Genomic DNA, 16,924 nt, shown 5'->3' with positions numbered 1-16,924 from the left:
ACATGCTGCCGAGAAACCCGATCCACAGCCTGCTGTCCGGCGACTATCCTCGCTCGCGCCCGCTTGCGGCGGCGCTGGTCGTCATCCTGGTCAGCCTCGCTTTCGCGCCGTTCCTGTTCCCGGGCAGCCAGCCGCTGAACGTGGCTGCCAAGATCTGCGTCTTCATCATTCTGGTGGCCAGCTACGATCTGCTGCTCGGCTATACCGGCATCGTTTCGTTTGCCCATACGATGTTCTATGGCATCGGCGGCTATGGTGTGGCCATCGCCATGTACAATTTCAGCCCGACCTGGGGCGCCATGGGGCTCGGCGTGCTTGCTGCTCTGGTGCTGGCCATGCTGCTGGCCCTGGTGATCGGTCTGTTCAGCCTCCGTGTGCGGGCAATCTTCTTTGCCATGATCACGCTGGCGGTCGCCTCTGCCTTCGCCATTCTGGCCTCGCAGCTTAACGAGATCACGGGCGGTGAGGACGGCCGCTCCTACCGCATTCCCGAGATGCTGCGCCCGGCTTTCCGGCTGTTCGAGGAGCCCGTTCTCGGCGTCAACATCAACGGGCGGATCCTGACCTATTACCTGATCTTCTTCTCGGCCCTGATCCTGTTCCTGCTGGCGCTGCGGGTCGTGAACTCGCCGTTCGGCCGGGTGCTGCAGGCGATCCGCGAGAACGATTTCCGCGCCGAGGCGCTGGGCTATCGGGTCGTGGTCTATCGCTCCATCGCCAACTGCCTCTCGGCCGGCATGGCGACCCTGGCCGGCGTGCTGATGGCGATCTGGCTGCGCTATACCGGGCCGGACACCACGCTGAGCTTCGCCATCATGATCGATATCCTGCTGATGGTGGTGATCGGCGGCATGGGCACGCTGTATGGCGCCGTGCTTGGTGCGACCATTTTCATCCTGGCGCAGAATTACCTTCAGGTGCTGATGGGCCAGCTGTCGGATGCCATGGCGGCAGCCGGAATTCCACTGCTGCCCGCACTGTTCCATGCCGATCGCTGGCTGCTCTGGCTCGGCATCCTTTTCGTTCTGAGCGTCTATTTCTTTCCCGTGGGCATCGTCGGCAAGCTGCGGCAGCTACGCACATGACAGAACCGGTTTCGCGTTATTTCACCCTGTGCGAACGCAGCGTGCATGTCCTGGAATGGGGCAGGGAGGACGCACCGGCGGTCATCCTCTGGCACGGTTTCGCCCGCAATGCCCATGACTTCGCCTATCTTGGCGCGGCGCTTTCCGGCAGCTACCGCCTGATCGCGCCCGACACGATCGGCCGGGGCTTGAGCGAATGGAGCCCGTCGCCGGACGCCGAATACACCGTGCCTTTCTATGCCCGGCAGGCCGCCGAGCTGATCGAGCAGCTGCGGCTGCGCAGCCTGCGCTGGGTCGGCACCTCGATGGGAGGGCTGATCGGCATGGTGGCGGCTGCGACGGCACTCAAAGACCGGATCAGCCATCTGGTGCTGAACGATGTCGGCCCGGCCATCGCTCCGGGCGCCGTCGAGCGCATTCTGACATATGCCGGCAACCCGCCGGCCTTCGCCACGCTGCCGGAGCTGGAGCAGTACTTCCGCACCATCTACGCGCCGTTCGGTATCGCGTCCGATGCGGGCTGGCGCCGGCTGGCGGAAACCTCGGCGCGGCGACTGCCGGACGGAAAGCTGACTGTGCATTACGATCCGCGGATCGCTGCCGTCCTCGGCCGGCAGTCGGCTGGTGCATCCGGTGATGCCTGGCCGGTCTATGACCAGATCATGGCGAAGACTTTGCTGATCCGCGGTGCCGTGTCCGACCTGCTGGCCCTCGATACGGCCGAAGAAATGACCCGCCGCGGGCCGAAGGCCAGACGGGTCGATATTCCCGGAATTGGCCATGCGCCGGCCCTGGACACGGACGCGCAGGTGGCCCTGATTCGCGATTTCCTGCGACAGTAAGGCGGTTGGTTGGCGCTGCCGGCCCCCCTATACTGGGGCCATCATGACGTCCGCCGCTCACGCCCATTCTCACGTTCCCGGTCACGACCATGATGCCTGCATCAGCGATGCGCTGGGCAAGGCGGAGGCGCATTGCGCCGATACCGGCGCGAAACTGACGCCGATCCGCCGCCAGGTGCTGGAGCTGATCTGGCAGAGTCACAAGCCGGTCGGCGCCTATGACCTGCTGGCGCAGCTCGGCAAGGGTGGACAGAAGATCGCGCCGCCGACCGTCTACCGGGCGCTGGATTTCCTCATCGAGCAGGGGCTGGTCCACCGGGTGGAAAGCCTGAACGCCTTCATCGGCTGCACCGAGCCGGGCCACCCGCGGCAGCAGGAGATTTTCATCTGCCGCTCCTGCGGGACGGCGCAGGAGATCAACGATCCCGGCCTTGGCCAGCGCATTCACGAGGATGCCAGGGCGCTCGGCTTCAGGGTCGAACGCCAGACGATCGAAGCCGTCGGCCTGTGCAGCGCCTGCGCGGCGTGAGCCGCAGCCTCAGCTGAATTTCGGCGGGCGCTTCTCGAAGAAAGCGGTCATCGCCTCGCGCGCCTCGGCGGATTTGAGCTGAGCTCGGAAATGCGCACCTTCCGCCGCCATCTGGCCGGCGATGTCGCCGCGCGACTGGCGCAGCAGCTGCTTGGTCAGCCGTACGGCGGTCGGCGGTTTGGCGGCAATCTTGCGCGCGGCGGCCATGGCCGTTTCCAGCAGCTGCTCGCCGCTGACGACGGCATTCACGATGCCGTATTCCTTCGCGGTTGCCGCGGTGAACGGCTCGCCCAGCAGAAGCAGCTCGGCCGCACGGTGATAGCCCACCATGGCCGGCAGCAGCAGCGAAGAGGCGGCCTCCGGCACCAGCGCGAGATTGACAAAGGGCAGCGACAGCTTCGCGTCATCGGCGGCATAGACCAGGTCACAATGCAGCAGCATTGTTGTTCCGACGCCGACAGCCACGCCGGACACGGCCGCGATCAGCGGCTTGGATGCCGTGCTGATGGCGCGCAGGAACCGGAACACCGGGGTGTCATCGCCCTGCGGCGGATTGTTGAGAAAGTCCTGCAGGTCGTTGCCGGCGGTGAAGGCGCCGCCGCTGCCGGTGAAGAAAATGACGCGCACCGCTTCGTCGGACTCGGCGGCTTCCAGCGCATCGGCGAGTGCGGCATACATGGCGCTGGTCAGCGCATTCTTCTTGTCGGGACGGTTGAAGCCGATGGTGAGAATGCCGTCAGCCTGGCTGGTAAGGATTTCCGACACAAATCACTCCTGATTTACCGGTAGAGAAGCATGGCATAGTCGCCCACGGCGGAGAATCCCAGCGCCGTATAGGCGGTGAGTGCCGCTTCATTGTCCTGCGGCGTGAACAGGATTCCGAGAGAGGCACCTTCGCGTTTCGCATGCTCCAGCGCCCATGCGACGACCGCCCGGCCGTAGCCGCGGCTGCGGAACTCCCGCGGCGTCCAGACATTGCCGATCTGCACGGCGTCCGGGAGGCGGGCATTGAAGCTGCAACAGGATACGGGGCGCTCGCCGTCGAAAAGCAGGAACTGGCTTTTCTCCTCGATCCAGCGTGCAACCTCCGCCCGGCAATGCTGGACCAGGGCCCGGGATGGCGTGTCGCACAGGCTCTCCATGCGGAAAGCGGCGCGCCATTGGGCCAGCAGGTCGAGGTCCTCGTCCTGCGCGAGACGGCATTGCAGGGCCTGGCCGGGCAGAAGCGGGGCCGGCATGCGCAGGGCATCCAGCGACAGGGACATGAGGATTTCCCGTGAGCGGAGACGGCATTCGCTGCCGCCCAGCCCAAGCGCCTCCTGCGCCTCGAGGGCCTGATCCCACGGGCCGAGGATGCCGGAAACCCGCCGGCCTTCGGTGACGATCCCGGCCAGTTCGCCCGCGCGACCGGGAGCGCAGAGGATCAGCATGCCGTTCCAGTAATGCGCGGCCGCAGCGATGATGCGGCCGTCATCGAACGCGCCAGCATAGCGGCCCTGAAAAGGTTCGGGGCCGTCCACGATGCCGCTCCGGGCAAGATTGGACCGCAGGATCATGGCATCGGCCGCGTGGCCGCGCAGGAAAGCTTCAAGGCTTTCCCGGTCATCGGGCGAGAGGAGCCGGAGAGCGGCCATCATCCCTGCGCCTTGTTCAGCCGCTCGAAACCGGCCCTGAGGTCGGCAATCAGGTCTTCCGTCGCCTCGAGGCCGATATGGAGGCGCAGCAGCGCGCCGCGATCTTTCCACGGATTCGCCGTCCGCAGCGCATGCGGCTTGGCCACGGTGATCAGGCTCTCGAAGCCGCCCCAGGAATAGCCGATGCCGAAGAGTTCGAGATGGTCGACAAAGGCGGCCACCGCCTCGTCGCCGTATTTGCGATCCAGCTCGAAGGAGAACAGGCCGCAGGCGCCGAGGAAGTCGCGCTTCCAGATCGCATGGCCCGGATCGTCGGGCAGGGCTGGATGCAGCACGCGCACCACCTCAGGCCGCCCTCTCAGCCATTCGGCGACGCGGATGCCGCTTTCCATATGGCGTGGCAGACGCACGGCCAGGGTGCGGATGCCGCGCAGGCCCAGATAGATCTCGTCCGGCCCGGCATTCGTACCGATCGCGCGCGTGGAATCGCGCAGCATCGGCCAGCTTTCCTTCGTGGCGATCACCACGCCCAGCATCGCATCGGAATGCCCGACGATGTACTTCGTGGCGGCATGGATCGAAAGATCGACCCCATGGCTGAAACTCTTGAAGTAGAGCGGCGTGCCCCAGGTGTTGTCGATCGCAACCTTGGCGCCGTGGCGATGCGCGGCATCGACGATGGCCGGCACGTCCTGGATCTCGAAGGTCAGCGAGCCGGGCGATTCCAGGAAGACGAGGGAGGTATTGGGCCGCAGCATATCCCTGAGGCCGGCACCGATCAGCGGGTCGAAGTACTGCGTCTCGACACCCAGCCGCTTCAGCACCGTGTCGCAGAAATGCCGGGTCGGGCCATAGGCGCTGTCGGTGACGAGGATATGGTCGCCGGCCTTCACGACGCTGAGAATCGCGCCGGAGCAGGCGGCGGCGCCCGACGGGAAGCTGATGGCGCGATAGCCGCCTTCGATCTCCGCCACGGTATTCTCGAAGGCATAGGTCAGCGGCGTGCCGATGCGACCGTAGGACGTGACCTGTTCATCCCGCGCCCGCGCGGCGTAGGTTTCCGCCAGCGTCTTGAGGTCGGGCTGCAGGATGGTGGAGGCGCGATAGACAGGGATGTTCACCGCGCCGTGATGTCCGTCGGGATCGCGGCCCAGGGTGGCGAGTTTGGTTTCGTCTTTCATTTTCCACGCTCCATGCTGCCCAGACTATTGCAAAGCCGGGCTGGGGTTTCCACCCTGTGACCCGGAGTTCCATAGGGGAGGAGACAAGCCATGAGCCGCGACGCCGCCATCCGTGCTGCCACCGATTATCTCGACGGGGGCGGCTTTGCGGCGGACCTGGCGCGCCGGGTAGCCATCCCGACCGAGAGCCAGAATCCCGATCGCGCCGGTGCGCTGGCGGAGTATCTCGAACAGGAAATGCGGGGAACGCTGGAGAAACTCGGTTTCCAGTGCAGCATTCATCCCAATCCGGCCAGCAATGGCGGCCCGTTCCTGGTCGCGATCCGGCGGGAGCCCGGCGCGACCAAGACGGTCTTCTCCTATGGCCATGGCGATGTGATCCGCGGGCAGGATGCGCAATGGCGGAGCGGGCTCAATCCATGGGTGCTGACCCAGGAAGGCGAGAAGCTGTACGGCCGCGGCACCGCCGACAACAAGGGCCAGCATACGGTCAACATCGCCGCCCTTGAGGCCGTCCTGAAGGCGCGCGGCGGCAGGCTGGGCTTCAATGTCGTGCTGCTGATCGAAACCGGCGAGGAAGTCGGCTCGCCCGGGCTTGACGAGTTCTGCAGAAGCCGGCGCGAGGAATGGGGCGCCAATCTCTTTCTCGCCTCCGACGGGCCGCGCCTGTCACCGGAGCGGCCGACGCTGTATTGCGGCGCGCGCGGCGCATTCAATTTCGACATGACCGTCGATCTGCGGCCCGGCGCGCATCATTCGGGCAACTGGGGCGGTCTGCTGGCCGATCCCGGCATCATTCTTGCCCATGCGATCGCCAGCATCGCCGGACCGACCGGCCAGATCCGGATTCCCGAATGGGTGCCGCAGGAACTGCCGGCCGCCGTGCGCAGCGCGCTGGCCGATTGCGAGGTCGGCGGCGGCAGCGACGGTCCGACCGTCGATACCTGGTGGGGCGAGCCGGGGCTGACTCCGGCGGAGCGTGTCTATGGCTGGTGCAGCTTCGATGTGCTGGCGTTCAAGACCGGCAACCCGGAAGCGCCTGTGAACGCGATTCCGGGCCGTGCCAGCGCCCATTGCCAGATCCGCTTCGTGGTGGGGCCGGATCACACCAATTTCCTGCCAGCCCTGCGACGCCATCTCGACCGCCACGGCCTCGGTATGGTGCAGGTTGCGCCGGCGCGTGCCGGTTTCTTCAAGGCAACCAGGCTCGATCCCGAGCATGCCTATGTGAAATTCGCGATGGCCTCGGTCGAGCGGACCATGGGGCGTCGCCCGGCGCTGCTGCCGAATCTCGGCGGCTCGCTGCCGAACGACGTGTTTGCCGATACGCTCGGTCTGCCGACGGTCTGGGTGCCGCATTCCTATGCAGCCTGCTCGCAGCATGCCCCGGACGAGCACATCCTGCTGCCGGTGATGCGTGAGGGTCTGGCAATGATGGCGGGCCTGTTCTGGGATCTGGGCGAGGCCGACGACGCGATCGCTGCGTGAGCCTCGACCCCGCTGCCGCGCTGTCACTGGGGCTGTGGGGCCTGTTCCTCTGGTCGCTGCTGGCCGCCACCATCCTGCCGCTCTCGTCCGAGGTTGCGCTGGTTTCCGCCCAGGCTGCAGAAATCGCGCCTGCCGTTGCACTTTTTCTGGTCGCCACGGCGGGAAATGTAGGCGGTGCACTGATCAACTGGAGCCTCGGCGCCTGGCTGCTGCACTTCCGGGATCGCCGCTGGTTTCCATTCAACGCTGTGCAACTGCAAAATGCGCGGACGCGCTTCGAGCGCTGGGGCGGGGTGGCGCTGCTTTTTTCGTGGGTCCCCGTCATCGGAGACCCGCTGACATTTGCTGCAGGTGCGTTGCGCTATCCTCTGGCCCGTTTCTTGATAGTGGTGACTCTGGGCAAGGCGGCGCGGTATGCTTTCGTCCTGTGGATAACTGACCTTGTCTTGCCCGTGTTTGCAACGTCATGGTAATTCTACGGATGGTTCTGTGCATAACAGAGTTCAGGTCACAGGGGCCGAGTTTCAACAGGGAGAGGGTAACACCATGAAATTTCTCATGACGGCCGCAGCCGCGGCGGTTCTCGTATTGGCTGCGCCGGGCGCTTATGCCGGCGCAACGTTCGATGCCGTTAAGGCCAAGGGCTTTGTCCAGTGCGGCGTCAACGGCAGCGTTGCCGGTTTCTCGGCGCCGGACAGCCAGGGCGTCTGGAAGGGCATCGACGTGGACCTGTGCAAGGCGATCGCGATCACCATGTTCGGCGACGCCAGCAAGCTGAAGTACACGCCGACCACCGCGCAGCAGCGTTTCACCGCGCTGCAGTCGGGCGAGGTGGACGTTCTGGTGCGCAACACCACGCAGACCCTGACCCGCGACGCCTCGCTGGGCCTGATCGGCGCCGGCGTCAACTACTATGACGGCCAGGGCTTCATGGTGAAGAAGTCGCTGGGCGTGAAAAGCGCCAAGGAGCTGAACGGCGCGACCGTCTGTGTGCAGCCCGGCACCACCACCGAGCTGAACCTGGCCGATTACTTCCGCGCCAACAAGATGGAGTTCCGTCCGGTCGTCATTGAGAAACTGGACGAAGTCGTCGGCGCCTACGCCGCCGGCCGCTGCGACGTCTACACCACCGACGTTTCGGGCCTCGCGGCTACCCGCGCGACCCAGCTCGGCAATCCCGATGAGCATGTGATCCTGCCGGAAGTCATCTCCAAGGAGCCGCTCGGCCCGATGGTGCGTCAGGGCGACGACCAGTGGCTGGTGGTCGTCCGCTGGGCACTGAATGCGATGATCGAGGCCGAGGAGCTGGGCGTCACGTCGAAGAACGTCGACGAAATGCTCAAGAGCGACAACCCGAACATCAAGCGTCTGCTCGGCGTTACCCCGGGCATGGGCAAGCATCTCGGCGTCGACGAGAAGTGGGCCTACAACATCATCAAGCAGGTCGGCAATTACGGCGAAAGCTTCGAGCGTAATGTCGGCAAGGAGAGCCCGCTGAAGCTGGATCGCGGCGTCAACGCGCTGTGGACCAACGGCGGCCTCATGTACGCCTGGCCGGTCCGCTAATCGGCCCGGAAGCATCGGTCTGGCGGCGAAACAGGGCGCCGCCGGACCGTCTCCCGCCAGAGGAATTGTGATGATGTCGTCTTTGCCATGGGGGGCACATGGCGAATAACAGAGCCGGTCGCGCGCCAGCACGGCGCCTGAACTGGAACGATCCGGATGTCCGGTCCGTAGTCTATCAGGTGGTCGCTCTGGCACTGGTCGGGCTGATCGGCTGGTTCCTGGTCTCCAACACGCTGCATAACCTCAGCGTCCGCAACATTGCCTCGGGCTTCGGCTTCCTTGAGCGCGAATCCGGATTTGCCATCGGCGAAAGCCCGATCTCGTTCGGACCGGAGAATACCTACGGCCGCGCCGTTCTCGTCGGCGTGCTGAACACGTTGCGTGTTGCCGTCGTCGGCATCGTTCTGGCCACGATCATCGGCACCATCATCGGTATCGCCCGGCTGTCGAAGAACTGGCTGGTGAACAAGCTGGCGACGGTATACGTCGAAGTCGTCCGCAACGTGCCGCTGCTGCTGCAGCTTTTCTTCTGGTATGCGATCATCACTGAAACGCTGCCGGGACCGCGTCAGGCGCTGAATCCGATACCCGGCGTGTTCATCTCGAATCGCGGCGTGAAGATTCCGACGCCGACCGACCATTTCGCCTTCGATCTGGCCGGCATCGGCTTCCTGCTCGGCATCGTTCTCGCCGTTCTGGTCTCGCGCTGGGCGAAAAAGCGGCAGGATGCGACCGGCCAGTCGTTTCCGGTCTATCGCGCCGGGATCGCGCTGATCCTCGGCCTGCCCATCCTGGGCTGGCTGATCGGCGGCGCACCGCTCGAGCTCAATGTGCCGAAGCTGCAGGGTTTCAACCATGTCGGCGGCGCCACCCTGACGCCGGAATTCGCCGCGCTGCTTGCCGGTCTGGTGATCTATACGGCCGGCTTCATCGCCGAGGTGGTGCGTTCCGGCATCCAGGCGGTCAGCCATGGCCAGACCGAGGCCGCCGCCGCGCTGGGACTGCGACGCAACCAGATCCTGCGGCTGGTAGTACTGCCGCAGGCCCTGCGCATCATCATTCCGCCGATGACCAGCCAGTATCTGAATCTGACCAAGAATTCCTCGCTGGCGGTCGCAATCGGCTACCCGGATATCGTGTCGATCGCGAACACGACGCTGAACCAGACCGGACAGGCGATCGAGGGCATTCTGATCATCATGGCGGTCTATCTGACGATCAGCATTTCGATTTCGATCTTCATGAACTGGTACAACAAGCACATCGCCCTGGTGGAGCGCTGAGATGGCAAGCGTGACCGAATCCCTGCCGCCGCCGCGTTCCACAACCGGGCCGATCGCCTGGGTTCGGGAACGATTGTTCTCCTCGCCGCTGAACACGGTGCTGACGATACTGGCCGTATGGCTGATCCTGATGACCGTGCCGCCGTTCATCGAATGGGCATTGATCGGCGCCAATTTCACAGCAGCGACCTCGCAGGAGTGCCGGGCCGCATCGGGCGCCTGCTGGGCCTTCATTGCCGAGAAGCATCGCCTGATGCTGTTCGGCCTCTATCCCTTCAACGAGCAATGGCGGCCCGCGCTTGCGGCAGTCATCCTGGTGGCGCTGATCGTGCTGACCTGCATGCCGCGTTTCTGGAATAAAACCCTGCTGCCGATCTGGGTCGTGGGGATCATCGCGGTCGGCGTGCTCATGTGGGGCGGCGTACTGGGACTCCAGTACGTTGAGAACACCAACTGGGGCGGCCTGCCGCTGACGCTGATCCTCGCCACGGTGGGCATCGCCTTCGCGTTTCCCTTCGGGCTGCTCCTCGCGCTCGGCCGGCGTTCCCGGATGCCGGCGATCAAGACGCTCTGCATCATGTATATCGAGCTGATCCGCGGCGTGCCGCTGATCAGCATGCTGTTCATGGCTTCCGTCATGCTGCCGCTCTTCCTGCCGGAAGGCTTTACCATTGACAAGCTGCTCCGCGCCCAGATCGCGATCATCATGTTCGCCGCCGCCTATATCGCGGAGGTGGTGCGCGGCGGCCTGCAGGCCATTCCCAAGGGCCAGTATGAAGGGGCGGATTCTCTCGGACTGAGCTACTGGCAGAAGATGGGTTTCATCATTCTCCCGCAGGCGCTGAAAGTGGTGATCCCGCCGATGGTCAGTCTGTTCATTGCCGTGTTCAAGGACACGTCTCTGGTGGTGATCATCGGCATCTACGATCTGATGCAATCCACCAAGGTGGCGCTGACCGACCCGCTCTGGCGGGGCTTCTCGATCGAGGCCTATGTCTTCGTGTCGGCCATCTATTTCATCTTCTGTTACTCGATGTCGAAGTACAGCCGCGCCCTGGAAGACCGGCTGGCGACCGGCCACAAGCGCTGAGGAGATCCATCTGTTATGACTGCCCCCATCATCGAGATGCAGCAGGTCAACAAGTGGTACGGCGAGTTCCACGTGCTGCGGAACATCAACCTCAATGTCGCGCGCGGCGAACGGATCGTGGTCTGCGGGCCGTCCGGCTCCGGCAAATCAACCATGATCCGCTGCATCAACCGGCTGGAGGAACATCAGCAGGGCCGCATCGTCGTTGACGGCACCGAACTGACCAACGACCTGAAAAATATCGAGGCCATCCGCCGCGAAGTCGGCATGGTGTTCCAGCATTTCAACCTGTTCCCGCATCTGACCGTGCTGGAGAACCTGACGCTGGGACCGATCTGGGTGCTGCGCAAGCCCAAGGCCGAGGCCGAGGCGACCGCGATGAAGTATCTCGAGCGCGTGCGCATCCCGGAGCAGGCGAAGAAGTATCCCGGCCAGCTTTCCGGCGGTCAGCAGCAGCGCGTCGCCATCGCACGCTCGCTCTGCATGAACCCGAAGATCATGCTGTTCGACGAGCCCACCTCGGCGCTTGACCCGGAAATGGTCAAGGAAGTGCTGGATGTGATGATCCAACTGGCGGAAGAGGGCGGCATGACCATGCTCTGCGTCACCCATGAAATGGGTTTCGCCAAGGCCGTGGCGCATCGCGTGATCTTCATGGACCGCGGCGAGATCGTCGAGCAGAACAAGCCGGAGGAGTTTTTCTCCAATCCGCAGAATGAGCGCACCAGGCTCTTCCTCAGCCAGATTCTGCACTGAGATCGGCTGGACCGGTGCTATGATCCTCCCGTACAGCACGGGAGGGCGCCATGCGTTTGACCGCCTTGCTTGTTCTCTTGGCTGCCGGCAATGCGATGGCGCAGCTGCCGGCCGTCGATCCCCCTGACCAGTTCCGCCTCATCGGCACGCCCGAGCGCAGCGACAGCCGCTGCATCGGCAGGCCGGAAACGCCGCTCTGTGCAGTGGAAACCCTGCTCGCCTGCTTTGCGCGCCGCGATGATGCGCTCTGCTGGCGGGTCTGGCATCCGCCGCAATCGGGAATTCGGCTGTTTCCGGGCGAAACACGGCCGGGCTACTGGTGGAGTTACCGGGTTGCCGGCGTCGAACGGCTGGGTGACGACGAGGCAGTGATCGCGATAGCCGGCCGCAATTGCGGATTGCAGATCGCCGCGCCGGAATGCCGTCTGACGCCGGCGCCACCGACCAGCTATCGCGTGAAGCGGCAGAACGGATCGTGGGAGGTGGTGGACTGGTCTTCGCCGCCCGGCCTGCCGGCGGGCATCACACGCTAGACCAGCAGCTGTCGCAGGGCGGCGGCGATCGCCATGCCGATCAGGATGGCGGTCATCGACCGGCGGAAGAGCAGCATCACGGCCAGCACGGCGGCAAGGCCGATCCACATCGCCACGTCGCCCCGCATGGCGGCTGCCGTGATGATGGCGATCAGCACGCCGTTGGCCATGTTGCGCAGGAAGCGTTCGATCCGCGGCGTGAGCGTGATATGGCCCATCAGCCAGAAGCCGCCTGCACGCGTGACATAGGTCGCCACCGCCATGCCGATCACGGCGGCGAGCGCCGTCATGTCCAGGGCCAGAAGCTCACTCATCCCGCTGCACCAGTCCGGCCAGGCCGCCGGCGAGTCCGCCGATCAGAATGTACCAGTTGCCAGGCAGCCAGAGCAGGGCGGCGGCCGTACCTGCCGCGGCGGCGATACCAGGCAGGATATCCGACCGGCCGCGATAGAGGCCGACTACCGAAGTCATGAAGACGCCGGCGATCAGCACGTCGAGGCCCCAGCGCTTCGGCTCCAGGCCGCTGCTGCCGATCACCGCGCCGATCACGGTCCCGCCGACCCAGACCGGCCATTGCATGATGATGGTGCCGAGCAGGACACCCAGGTCCCGGCTGCCGCGCATCATCGTCTGCAGGGTGATGGCCCAGCCCGCATCGGTCATGCCGCCGGCGATCGCCAGCACCCAGCGCCGTGGCAGGGGGGCAAAATAGGGATGCAGCGTCGCGCCCATGACGATGTGGCGGGCGTTCACCAGGAAGGCGGTGATGACCAGAGCCGCCAGTGGCAGCGGCGCGGTCCACATCGACAGGACCGCGAACTGGGCCGCGCCGGCAAAGACCAGTGCACTCATCAGGCCGGCTTCGGCCGGCGACATCAGGGCACCGGCCGCGGCTCCGAAGGCCAGGCCGAACGGCAGCGCGCTGACGCTGTACGGCAGGGTCAGTTTCATGCCCTGCCACACGCCGGCCCGCGTGAAACTGGCTGATGGAGACTCCGCCTGCATGGTAATTCCGGGAGGCTGCATGGGGCGCGAAACTAGGGCCTTGGCCGCCAGCCAGTCAACCGGTATGGTGGTTATATGTCCTCGATGCTGCGCATCCACAGCCTCGACCTGCTTGGCGGCCACCCGGTACTCGACTTCGTGAATACGCTCGATTGGCGCGCCCGGGCCACGTCGGCGGGCGGGCCGGTGGAATGCCTCGTCTCCTATGAAGCCCTGCTGGTCTGGGGCGAGCGCGCCGGCTTGCTCACGGCCGCGGAGCGGTCGCAGCTGGAGACGTTCGGTCGGGCGCAACCCGGTCGCGCTGCAGTCGCGCTGAGCGATGCGCTGGTGCTGCGGGAAGCGATCTACCGGCTGCTGATCACGGCGTCGGCTGGCCGACCCGCGCGGCCGGAGGATCTGCAGATGGTCAATCGATGGCTGCCATCGGGACGACTGATTCTGGCGATGAGCGGCGAGCACTATGTCTGGGTAAAGCCCGACGCGCAGGCGGAGCCCGGCATGCTGCTGGCGCGTCTGGCGCAGGCCGCGGGAGAACTGCTGGTATCGGGAGGCGTCCAGAGGGTCGGATGCTGTGCCGGGCCGGGCTGCGGCTGGCTCTATCTTGATACCAGTCCGAACCGTCAGCGGCGCTGGTGTTCGATGCAGGGTTGCGGCAATCGGGCAAAAGCGCAACGACATTACAAGCGCAGTCGGCAGCGCGTCTGACCTTCAGGAGAATCGTGAAAATTTCCTGTGAATAACTCGGGTGGGTCACAGAAAGATCACGACAATATTGCGCGCGAACGTCCCATAACACCGCCTTTGATCTTACGCGTGAGTGGCTTCACCTAGGTGCGTGCCAGGCGGTCAGTACTCGCGTCGATCTGCCGGGGGGAACGATGAAGAATTTCGCGGTGTCTTGCGCGTCAAACCCCAAGGGGCTGTCAGGCGTTAGTTCCGAACAGTCAGGTAACTCCGAAACGCTCATCCTCCAGCAAGGCAATACTGCTGCCAGATATGACGCTGCCGACGACGACCGTGTAGCCAGTTTTGCCGATGCTTTCGGCGCCCGCATGGCCGGCGGCCTGGCGCATGACGACGGCCAGTTCCGCGCGATGCTGGAGGCGCTGCCGGTACCGGTCTATGCGACCGATCAGGACGGCTGGATCCGTTTCTTCAACAATGCAGCCGCGGATTTCTGGGGACGTCGCCCGCGACTGGGCGAGGCCCGCTGGTGCGGCTCCTGGCGGCTGTATGATCCGTCCGGCCTGCCGCTGGCCCATGACCAGTCGCCGCTTGCCCTGGCGGTGAAGAAGAACTGCAGCCTGCCGGCCAGCGAGGCAATCGCCGAACGGCCCGATGGTACCCGCGTGCCTTTCCTGGCCTATCCGAAGCCGCTGCGTGACTCACAGGGCGCAGTCTGCGGCGCGGTCAACATGCTGGTCGACATCAGCGAGCGCAAGCAGGCGGAGCAGCATCAGAAGACGCTGGTGGATGAGTTGAACCATCGCGTCAAGAACATGCTCGCAACCGTTCAATCGCTTGCCATTCAGACCATCCGCAGCGCCGGCGTAGGGCGTGACGTTCTGCGCGCCTTTGACGGCCGGCTGTTCGCGCTCGGTCGTGTCCACGATCTCCTCACCCAGGCACAATGGCAGTCGACCGATTTCAAGGCCGTGCTGGACACCGTGCTCAGGCCGCTTGGTCCGGCTGTGCAGGGGCGCATTGTCACCAATGGCGGCCCGGTCCGGATTGCGCCCCGCGAGGCCGTGCTTCTGGCCATGGTTCTGCATGAACTGATCTCGAATGCCTCGAAGTTCGGCGCGCTGTCCTGCCGGGACGGGACGCTCTCGGTGGTCTGGCGGGAAACGGAAGCCGGAGCAAGTCGCAGCCTGCATGTGGAGTGGCAGGAGGCCAACGGACCGGAAGTTGCCAGCCCGGAGAAGCAGGGCTTCGGGACACGGCTGATCGAGCGCGGCATTGCCTCCGAACTGAAGGGCGCCGCCGAGATTTCCTACGATCCCGCCGGCCTGCATTGCAGTATCCGTATTCCTCTGGCCGCCCCGAAGGTATGACCGATCCGCGTACAGGCGAGACTGCGGAGATTTTCCGCGGCCTGAATGTCATGGTTGTCGAGGACGAGGCGATCGTCTCCTTCATGATCGAGGATATGCTGCTGGATCACGGCTGTGCAGCCGTATGGCATGCCAGCAATGTCAGCGCGGCCCTCGCCATCCTGGATGCGCGTCAGCCGCACCTGGCCGTGCTCGATGTCAATCTCGGCGGCGAACTGGTGTTTCCGGTCGCAAAAAGGCTCGAGGAGGCGGGAATTCCGTTCGTCTTCGCCACGGGCTACGGGCGGAACGGCATTTTGCGCGACTGGGCGCATCATCCGATCATCCACAAGCCCTATGACGGCAACACGCTGGCGCGGGCGTTGTCGGCCCTGCTGCCACGGTAGGGCTCAGAACCGCGGGTCGAAAAGCGCTTCGCGGGTCTGGTAGGGGCGGAAGCCCAGCTTCTGGTACAGCGGCAGGGCGGCCGGATGATCCAGATTGCAGGTATTCACCGTCAGCCGCCGGGTGCCATAGGAAAACGCCTGCCGGATACCCGAGCGCAGCAGCCAGGTGCCGAGGCCGCGGCCGAAGAATTCCGGCACCAGGCCGAAATAGGCGATGTTGATCGGCTTCAGATCGCCGCCGTCCTCGCGGCGATCAAGTTCGATATAGCCGGCCGGCACACCGCCAACATAGGGCACCCAGATTTCCACCTTCGGATCGCAGATGATCTGCCCCAGTGCCACGTCGCTGAGGCGATGGCGATCGACCCAGTGCCACGGACGGCCCACGGCATCGTAGAGATAGCGGTAATAACCGGTGGTCGGCCGATCGAGCTTCAGCAGGGCAAGCTTGGGGACCAGCGGCGGCGGGTTCGGACCGTCTGCCGGCGCCTTGGTCATCTCGAGATAGACGACGGTGACGTTGTAGCGGCCATCAGCCAGCTGCTGCGCAGGCGGCAGGCGGAAAATCGCCGGTTCGACCTTGCTGCCTGTATCCTGCGGTTCGGCCAAGGGCGGCTCCGTGTCCGCTAGCGTTCCACGGGCAGGTCGGTGCGGCCGCCCCATTCGGTCCAGGAGCCGTCATAGACGGCGACCTGGCGATGGCCGATCAGATGCAGCGCCAGGCTCAGGGCGCAGGCCGAGACGCCGGAACCGCAGGACGTGATCACCGGGCGGCCGAGATTGACGCCTGCATCCTGGAACAGCACCTTCAGCTCTACCGCATCCTTGAACAGGCCGGTTTCCGGATCGGTCAGAGCCCCTGCGGGCACATTCTTCGAGCCGGGGATATGGCCGCCGCGCAGGCCCGCGCGCGGCTCCGGTTCGGTGCCCTCGAAGCGGCCTTTGCTGCGGGCATCGACAACCTGTTCGCGCTGGCTGGCCAGATTGCCGCGGACCTGGTCGACATCGCGCACCAGAACGTCGTTGCGTCGCGCCGTGAAGTGGCGCTCGCGCGGCAGCGGCGGAAGATCCTCCACCGGACGGCCCTCGGCCAGCCACTTCTTGAGGCCGCCATTCAGCACCGCAACATCGTTATGGCCGAAGACGCGGAACATCCACCAGGCGCGCGGCGCCGAAAGGTGGTTGTCGGAACCGTCATAGACCACCACGCGGTTGCCGTCTCCGATGCCGAGCCGGCGCATGCGCGAGGCGAATTTCTCCGGGCTGGGCAGCATATGTGGCAGGCTGCTCTCCGTGTCGGAGATGTCGTCGATGTCGAAATAGACGGCGCCCGGAATATGCCGCTCGGCATACTCCTTCTTGCCGTCGCGCTGCATGAAGGGAAGATACCAGGAGGCATCGACGATGCGGAGATCCGGCGCTGTCAGATGCGAGGCCAGCCACTCCGTCGATACCAGCGCGTCGCCATTCACATAAGACATTCCATGCTCCC

20 protein-coding genes are annotated in these 16,924 nt (G+C 64.8%); 13 read left to right on the top strand and 7 right to left on the bottom strand.

Annotation, left to right across the window (positions count from 1 at the left end):
* Positions 1-2 precede the first annotated feature (2 nt).
* Genes VKZ87_RS08150 through VKZ87_RS08140 form a run of 3 tightly spaced genes read left to right on the top strand, consistent with a single transcriptional unit; the run spans position 3 to position 2,456 of the window.
* A complete protein-coding gene (locus VKZ87_RS08150; RefSeq protein WP_324220754.1) occupies positions 3-1,085 on the top strand; it encodes a branched-chain amino acid ABC transporter permease in 1,083 nt (360 codons plus the stop codon).
* Positions 1,082-1,927, top strand: a complete 846-nt coding sequence (locus VKZ87_RS08145) for an alpha/beta hydrolase (protein WP_324220753.1) — start codon at positions 1,082-1,084, stop codon at positions 1,925-1,927. Before VKZ87_RS08150 ends, VKZ87_RS08145 begins: the two co-directional genes overlap by 4 nt.
* A gap of 43 nt (positions 1,928-1,970) precedes the next feature.
* Positions 1,971-2,456, top strand: coding sequence for a Fur family transcriptional regulator (locus VKZ87_RS08140; RefSeq protein ID WP_324220752.1), 486 nt, complete (start codon positions 1,971-1,973; stop codon positions 2,454-2,456).
* A gap of 9 nt (positions 2,457-2,465) precedes the next feature.
* Here the strand turns inward: VKZ87_RS08140 and VKZ87_RS08135 are convergent, their stop codons facing one another.
* Genes VKZ87_RS08135 through metC form a run of 3 tightly spaced genes read right to left on the bottom strand, consistent with a single transcriptional unit; the run spans position 2,466 to position 5,271 of the window.
* Positions 2,466-3,221, bottom strand: coding sequence for an enoyl-CoA hydratase (locus tag VKZ87_RS08135; RefSeq protein WP_324220751.1), 756 nt, complete (start codon positions 3,219-3,221; stop codon positions 2,466-2,468).
* 14 nt (positions 3,222-3,235) lie between these two features.
* The gene (locus tag VKZ87_RS08130) at positions 3,236-4,093 is read right to left on the bottom strand and encodes a GNAT family N-acetyltransferase (RefSeq protein WP_324220750.1); all 858 of its coding nucleotides are present in this window, start codon (positions 4,091-4,093) and stop codon (positions 3,236-3,238) included.
* The gene (metC, locus tag VKZ87_RS08125; RefSeq protein ID WP_324220749.1) at positions 4,090-5,271 is read right to left on the bottom strand and encodes a cystathionine beta-lyase; all 1,182 of its coding nucleotides are present in this window, start codon (positions 5,269-5,271) and stop codon (positions 4,090-4,092) included. Before metC ends, VKZ87_RS08130 begins: the two co-directional genes overlap by 4 nt.
* A gap of 90 nt (positions 5,272-5,361) precedes the next feature.
* On the opposite strand from metC, the gene VKZ87_RS08120 reads away from it, so the two are divergent.
* From VKZ87_RS08120 to VKZ87_RS08090, 7 genes are all read left to right on the top strand, one after another.
* The gene (locus VKZ87_RS08120; protein WP_324220748.1) at positions 5,362-6,759 is read left to right on the top strand and encodes a M20 family metallopeptidase; all 1,398 of its coding nucleotides are present in this window, start codon (positions 5,362-5,364) and stop codon (positions 6,757-6,759) included.
* Complete coding sequence (locus VKZ87_RS08115) at positions 6,756-7,232, top strand: YqaA family protein (RefSeq protein WP_324220747.1); 477 nt, start codon at positions 6,756-6,758, stop codon at positions 7,230-7,232. The genes VKZ87_RS08120 and VKZ87_RS08115 overlap by 4 nt, the downstream gene beginning before the upstream one ends.
* 73 nt (positions 7,233-7,305) lie before the next feature.
* Complete coding sequence (locus VKZ87_RS08110) at positions 7,306-8,325, top strand: amino acid ABC transporter substrate-binding protein (RefSeq protein WP_324220746.1); 1,020 nt, start codon at positions 7,306-7,308, stop codon at positions 8,323-8,325.
* A gap of 98 nt (positions 8,326-8,423) precedes the next feature.
* A complete protein-coding gene (locus VKZ87_RS08105; protein WP_324220745.1) occupies positions 8,424-9,608 on the top strand; it encodes an amino acid ABC transporter permease in 1,185 nt (394 codons plus the stop codon).
* A 1-nt stretch (position 9,609) separates the two neighbouring features.
* Positions 9,610-10,698 (top strand): amino acid ABC transporter permease, encoded by a 1,089-nt coding sequence (locus VKZ87_RS08100; RefSeq protein ID WP_324220744.1) that lies wholly within the window; start codon positions 9,610-9,612, stop codon positions 10,696-10,698.
* A gap of 15 nt (positions 10,699-10,713) precedes the next feature.
* Positions 10,714-11,454: an amino acid ABC transporter ATP-binding protein gene (locus VKZ87_RS08095; RefSeq protein ID WP_324220743.1), complete on the top strand. Its 741-nt coding sequence runs from the start codon at positions 10,714-10,716 to the stop codon at positions 11,452-11,454.
* A 50-nt stretch (positions 11,455-11,504) separates the two neighbouring features.
* Positions 11,505-11,987 carry a hypothetical protein gene (locus tag VKZ87_RS08090; protein ID WP_324220742.1) on the top strand — a complete coding sequence of 161 codons (483 nt, stop codon included), beginning with the start codon at positions 11,505-11,507 and terminating at the stop codon, positions 11,985-11,987.
* Here the strand turns inward: VKZ87_RS08090 and VKZ87_RS08085 are convergent.
* Together VKZ87_RS08085 and VKZ87_RS08080 are read right to left on the bottom strand one after the other, a co-directional pair.
* Positions 11,984-12,301 carry an AzlD family protein gene (locus VKZ87_RS08085; protein ID WP_324220741.1) on the bottom strand — a complete coding sequence of 106 codons (318 nt, stop codon included), beginning with the start codon at positions 12,299-12,301 and terminating at the stop codon, positions 11,984-11,986. The genes VKZ87_RS08090 and VKZ87_RS08085 overlap by 4 nt on opposite strands.
* Positions 12,294-12,938 carry an AzlC family ABC transporter permease gene (locus VKZ87_RS08080; RefSeq protein WP_324220740.1) on the bottom strand — a complete coding sequence of 215 codons (645 nt, stop codon included), beginning with the start codon at positions 12,936-12,938 and terminating at the stop codon, positions 12,294-12,296. The genes VKZ87_RS08085 and VKZ87_RS08080 overlap by 8 nt, the downstream gene beginning before the upstream one ends.
* 129 nt (positions 12,939-13,067) lie before the next feature.
* Between VKZ87_RS08080 and VKZ87_RS08075 the strand changes: the two genes are divergently transcribed.
* From VKZ87_RS08075 to VKZ87_RS08065, 3 genes are all read left to right on the top strand, one after another.
* Positions 13,068-13,697, top strand: a complete 630-nt coding sequence (locus VKZ87_RS08075; protein WP_324220739.1) for a CGNR zinc finger domain-containing protein — start codon at positions 13,068-13,070, stop codon at positions 13,695-13,697.
* Positions 13,698-14,044: 347 nt separating this feature from the next.
* Positions 14,045-15,046, top strand: coding sequence for a sensor histidine kinase (locus tag VKZ87_RS08070; RefSeq protein ID WP_324220738.1), 1,002 nt, complete (start codon positions 14,045-14,047; stop codon positions 15,044-15,046).
* Positions 15,043-15,432 carry a response regulator gene (locus tag VKZ87_RS08065; RefSeq protein ID WP_324220737.1) on the top strand — a complete coding sequence of 130 codons (390 nt, stop codon included), beginning with the start codon at positions 15,043-15,045 and terminating at the stop codon, positions 15,430-15,432. Before VKZ87_RS08070 ends, VKZ87_RS08065 begins: the two co-directional genes overlap by 4 nt.
* Positions 15,433-15,435: 3 nt before the next feature.
* Here VKZ87_RS08065 and VKZ87_RS08060 read toward each other — a convergent pair whose 3' ends face one another.
* A complete protein-coding gene (locus VKZ87_RS08060) occupies positions 15,436-16,041 on the bottom strand; it encodes a GNAT family N-acetyltransferase (RefSeq protein WP_324220736.1) in 606 nt (201 codons plus the stop codon).
* A 17-nt stretch (positions 16,042-16,058) separates the two neighbouring features.
* Complete coding sequence (sseA, locus tag VKZ87_RS08055; protein ID WP_324220735.1) at positions 16,059-16,913, bottom strand: 3-mercaptopyruvate sulfurtransferase; 855 nt, start codon at positions 16,911-16,913, stop codon at positions 16,059-16,061.
* Between the last annotated feature and the right edge of the window lie 11 nt (positions 16,914-16,924).

Origin of the sequence: Ferrovibrio sp., assembly GCF_035304305.1 — a bacterium.
Lineage (GTDB): Bacteria > Pseudomonadota > Alphaproteobacteria > Ferrovibrionales > Ferrovibrionaceae > Ferrovibrio.
This window is presented reverse-complemented; position numbering and strand designations above follow the sequence as displayed.

Excerpts from the sequence above, each read along its gene's own strand:
- VKZ87_RS08150 (WP_324220754.1), top strand. The coding sequence starts at position 3 with ATGCTGCCGAGAAACCCGATCCACAGCCTGCTGTCCGGCGACTATCCT.
- VKZ87_RS08145 (WP_324220753.1), top strand. The coding sequence starts at position 1,082 with ATGACAGAACCGGTTTCGCGTTATTTCACCCTGTGCGAACGCAGCGTG.
- VKZ87_RS08140 (WP_324220752.1), top strand. The coding sequence starts at position 1,971 with ATGACGTCCGCCGCTCACGCCCATTCTCACGTTCCCGGTCACGACCAT.
- VKZ87_RS08130 (WP_324220750.1), bottom strand. The coding sequence starts at position 4,093 with ATGATGGCCGCTCTCCGGCTCCTCTCGCCCGATGACCGGGAAAGCCTT.
- metC (WP_324220749.1), bottom strand. The coding sequence starts at position 5,271 with ATGAAAGACGAAACCAAACTCGCCACCCTGGGCCGCGATCCCGACGGA.
- VKZ87_RS08120 (WP_324220748.1), top strand. The coding sequence starts at position 5,362 with ATGAGCCGCGACGCCGCCATCCGTGCTGCCACCGATTATCTCGACGGG.
- VKZ87_RS08110 (WP_324220746.1), top strand. The coding sequence starts at position 7,306 with ATGAAATTTCTCATGACGGCCGCAGCCGCGGCGGTTCTCGTATTGGCT.
- VKZ87_RS08105 (WP_324220745.1), top strand. The coding sequence starts at position 8,424 with ATGGCGAATAACAGAGCCGGTCGCGCGCCAGCACGGCGCCTGAACTGG.
- VKZ87_RS08100 (WP_324220744.1), top strand. The coding sequence starts at position 9,610 with ATGGCAAGCGTGACCGAATCCCTGCCGCCGCCGCGTTCCACAACCGGG.
- VKZ87_RS08095 (WP_324220743.1), top strand. The coding sequence starts at position 10,714 with ATGACTGCCCCCATCATCGAGATGCAGCAGGTCAACAAGTGGTACGGC.
- VKZ87_RS08090 (WP_324220742.1), top strand. The coding sequence starts at position 11,505 with ATGCGTTTGACCGCCTTGCTTGTTCTCTTGGCTGCCGGCAATGCGATG.
- VKZ87_RS08085 (WP_324220741.1), bottom strand. The coding sequence starts at position 12,301 with ATGAGTGAGCTTCTGGCCCTGGACATGACGGCGCTCGCCGCCGTGATC.
- VKZ87_RS08080 (WP_324220740.1), bottom strand. The coding sequence starts at position 12,938 with ATGAAACTGACCCTGCCGTACAGCGTCAGCGCGCTGCCGTTCGGCCTG.
- VKZ87_RS08075 (WP_324220739.1), top strand. The coding sequence starts at position 13,068 with ATGTCCTCGATGCTGCGCATCCACAGCCTCGACCTGCTTGGCGGCCAC.
- VKZ87_RS08070 (WP_324220738.1), top strand. The coding sequence starts at position 14,045 with ATGGCCGGCGGCCTGGCGCATGACGACGGCCAGTTCCGCGCGATGCTG.
- VKZ87_RS08065 (WP_324220737.1), top strand. The coding sequence starts at position 15,043 with ATGACCGATCCGCGTACAGGCGAGACTGCGGAGATTTTCCGCGGCCTG.
- sseA (WP_324220735.1), bottom strand. The coding sequence starts at position 16,913 with ATGTCTTATGTGAATGGCGACGCGCTGGTATCGACGGAGTGGCTGGCC.